The sequence below is a fragment of the Neisseria sp. P0021.S006 genome (assembly GCF_051956895.1).
This window is the reverse complement of sequence record NZ_JBQCWZ010000126.1, coordinates 1-2531: the sequence shown is the minus strand read 5'-3', so window position 1 is coordinate 2531 and position 2531 is coordinate 1. Positions and strand designations below refer to the sequence as shown.

3 protein-coding genes are annotated in these 2531 nt (G+C 50.2%); all 3 read right to left on the bottom strand.

All coding sequences use genetic code 11. The features are described 5' to 3' along the window. The coding region (gene glk, locus ACTHUM_RS11445; RefSeq protein WP_440402920.1) for a glucokinase at window positions 1-590 on the bottom strand (590 nt) is incomplete at its 3' end. Continuing rightward, window positions 571-1266, bottom strand: coding sequence for a 6-phosphogluconolactonase (gene pgl / locus ACTHUM_RS11440; RefSeq protein ID WP_070461366.1), 696 nt, complete (start codon window positions 1264-1266; stop codon window positions 571-573). The genes glk and pgl, both read right to left, overlap by 20 nt. A gap of 63 nt (window positions 1267-1329) precedes the next feature. Beyond that, window positions 1330-2531: glucose-6-phosphate dehydrogenase (gene zwf, locus ACTHUM_RS11435; RefSeq protein ID WP_440402919.1), on the bottom strand; the 1202-nt coding region annotated here is incomplete at its 5' end.

The following is a 2531-nucleotide window of genomic DNA, read 5'->3' as shown; positions in this document are numbered from 1 at the left end:
CTCAAGAAACGCTCGGCAGAAACATGGCCGTATTTGTTTTTAGCGTATTGCCAAATCAACACTTCCATATCGTCAAACGGCGGGAAGCTGGTATGGCCGCCCTCGCCTGCCAATGCCACCCAGCCGGCAGCGCTGTGCACCAAACCGCTGACACCCAAACCGGTACCCGGGCCGATAACGGCTTTAGGTGCAAATTCGATGGGCTTTTGACCGCCGATTTGTACCAAGTCATTCTTTTCAGTTTTGGTCACTGCCAAAGCTTGGGCGGTAAAATCGTTCAACAGAATCAACGTTTCAAAACCCAAAGCCTGACGGGTGGTCTCGATGGAAAACGCCCAGTGGTGGTTGGTCATCTGCACCCAGTCGCCCAAAATCGGATTGGCAATCGCAAAGGCGGCGTGCAAAACTTTCGGGCTGCCTGCGCGTTCCAAATAAGTTTTGACGGCATCAACGACGGTATCGTAATCTTTACAAGGTAAAACTTCAGCCTTCTCAATCACTTGCGGTGCAGTTTCAAGCGCAAAACGGGCATTCGTACCGCCGATATCGGCGACCAGGCGGGGATAAGCTTCAGTGTGCATAGTAGACATGGCAGTTAATTCCTTGGTGATTGAGAATCAGGCTGGTCGGATATTCGGTATCAGCCCTTGTGGCAGCTTTATCAAATACTGCTTTTTTCTCTGCGCCTTGAATGGCCAAAAATACATTCGGCGTCTTGGCAATCGCACCCAAAGTCATGCTCACACGCTCATGCGGCGCGGTAACCGGCGTAGTATGAATCAATGTCGGGTCATCAGCTTCATTGATTGCGGCCTGTAATTGAGGCGCTTGAGGGAACAACGACGCTGTATGCCCGTCTCCTCCCATGCCCAACACCAGCACGTCAGGTTGCTTGTAATGTTTCAATGCATAAGCAACGACAACTTCAGGTTGTAATTCAGTTTCAGACTTTCCGTCTTCAACAACAGGAATCCATGTGGCAACGGCCGCGTTATTTTTGAGCAGATATTCACGTACCAAGCCTGTATTGCTGTCGGCATGCGTGGTCGGGACAATACGCTCGTCCACCAAAGTAATGCCGACATTTTGCCAATTTAAATCTTTTTGCGACAAAGCCTCGAAAAACGCAATCGGCGAACGACCGCCGGAAACAGCCAAAACCGCATGGCCTTTCTCATTCAACGCGGTTTGTAATGCAGCGGCAACGGCATCAGCGAGAGCCTGCGCGGCAGTTGCAGCGTTTTCTTGTTCGTGCCAAACAAACATGTTTCGTCCTTTCATGGTTTCAGACGGCCTTTTGTTGGAAAACAAGGCCGTCTGAAAGAAATATTATTGCTCTTCGTGCCACTTGTTGCCGTCACGCGCCAACAGCGCGCGCGCAGCTTCAGGACCCCAAGAATGGGCTTCGTAAGCATGCGGAGGCGTTGTATTGTTCGCCCAGTTTTCCAGGATAGGCATCACATATTCCCAAGCGGCTTCGAGTTCGTCGCGGCGGTTGAACAAAGCGAGTTTGCCGTTAATCACATCCAGCAGCAGGCGCTCATAAGCCTCAGCGCGGCGGCCCTCTACTGCTGTGCCCAAGTCCACGCCAATCGGTGTCACTTCGACTTTGTTGCCTGCACCCGGGGTTTTTACTTGAGTGTAAAGGCGGACGGATTCGGTCGGTTGTAGTTCAATAACCAAACGATTCGGCGCAGGTTGGCTGTTGTCAAAAATATGGTTTTGCAGCGGATGGAAGTTCAACACGATTTCCGCCACTTTTCCTGCCATGCGTTTGCCGGTACGTAGGTAGAAAGGTACGCCTTTCCAACGCTCGTTTTCAATTTCGGCTTTGATGGCAACATAGGTTTCAGTGAAGCTGTCTTTCGGTACATCGACTTCTTCCAGATAGCCGTTCATGCCGTTTGCTGCAACATATTGGCCGCGAATAACATTTTCGTTGACGGATTCGATGGTCAGCGGTTTCAGCGATTTAATGACTTTTACTTTCTCGTCGCGTACGGCATCCGCATCCAAGCTCGCCGGTGCTTCCATGGCAGTCATACAAAGCATTTGCATCAAGTGGTTTTGCACCATATCGCGCAACGCGCCGGTAATGTCGTAAAACTCGCCGCGTTCTTCCACGCCCAACTGCTCGGCGATGGTCAGCTGTACACTTTCAATATATTTGTTGTTCCACAAAGGCTCGAACATCACATTGGCAAAACGCAAGGCCAGCAGGTTTTGCAGGCTTTCTTTACCTAAATAATGGTCGATACGGTAGATCTGCTCTTCTTTGAAATAACGGGCCACATCTGTATTGATTTGCTGGGAAGAAGCCAAGTCCGTACCCAACGGTTTTTCCAAAACTACGCGCACGTTATCGGCATTCAAACCGATTTCGGCAAGGTTTTCACAGGCTTGCGCAAAGAATTTCGGCGCAGTTGAGAGGTAGATCACGACATTCTCAGTATTCTTGCGCGCTTTTACCAAGTCGCCCAAAGCAATGAAGTCGTCTTTCTTTGTCACATCGACTTTCAAATACTCAAGAC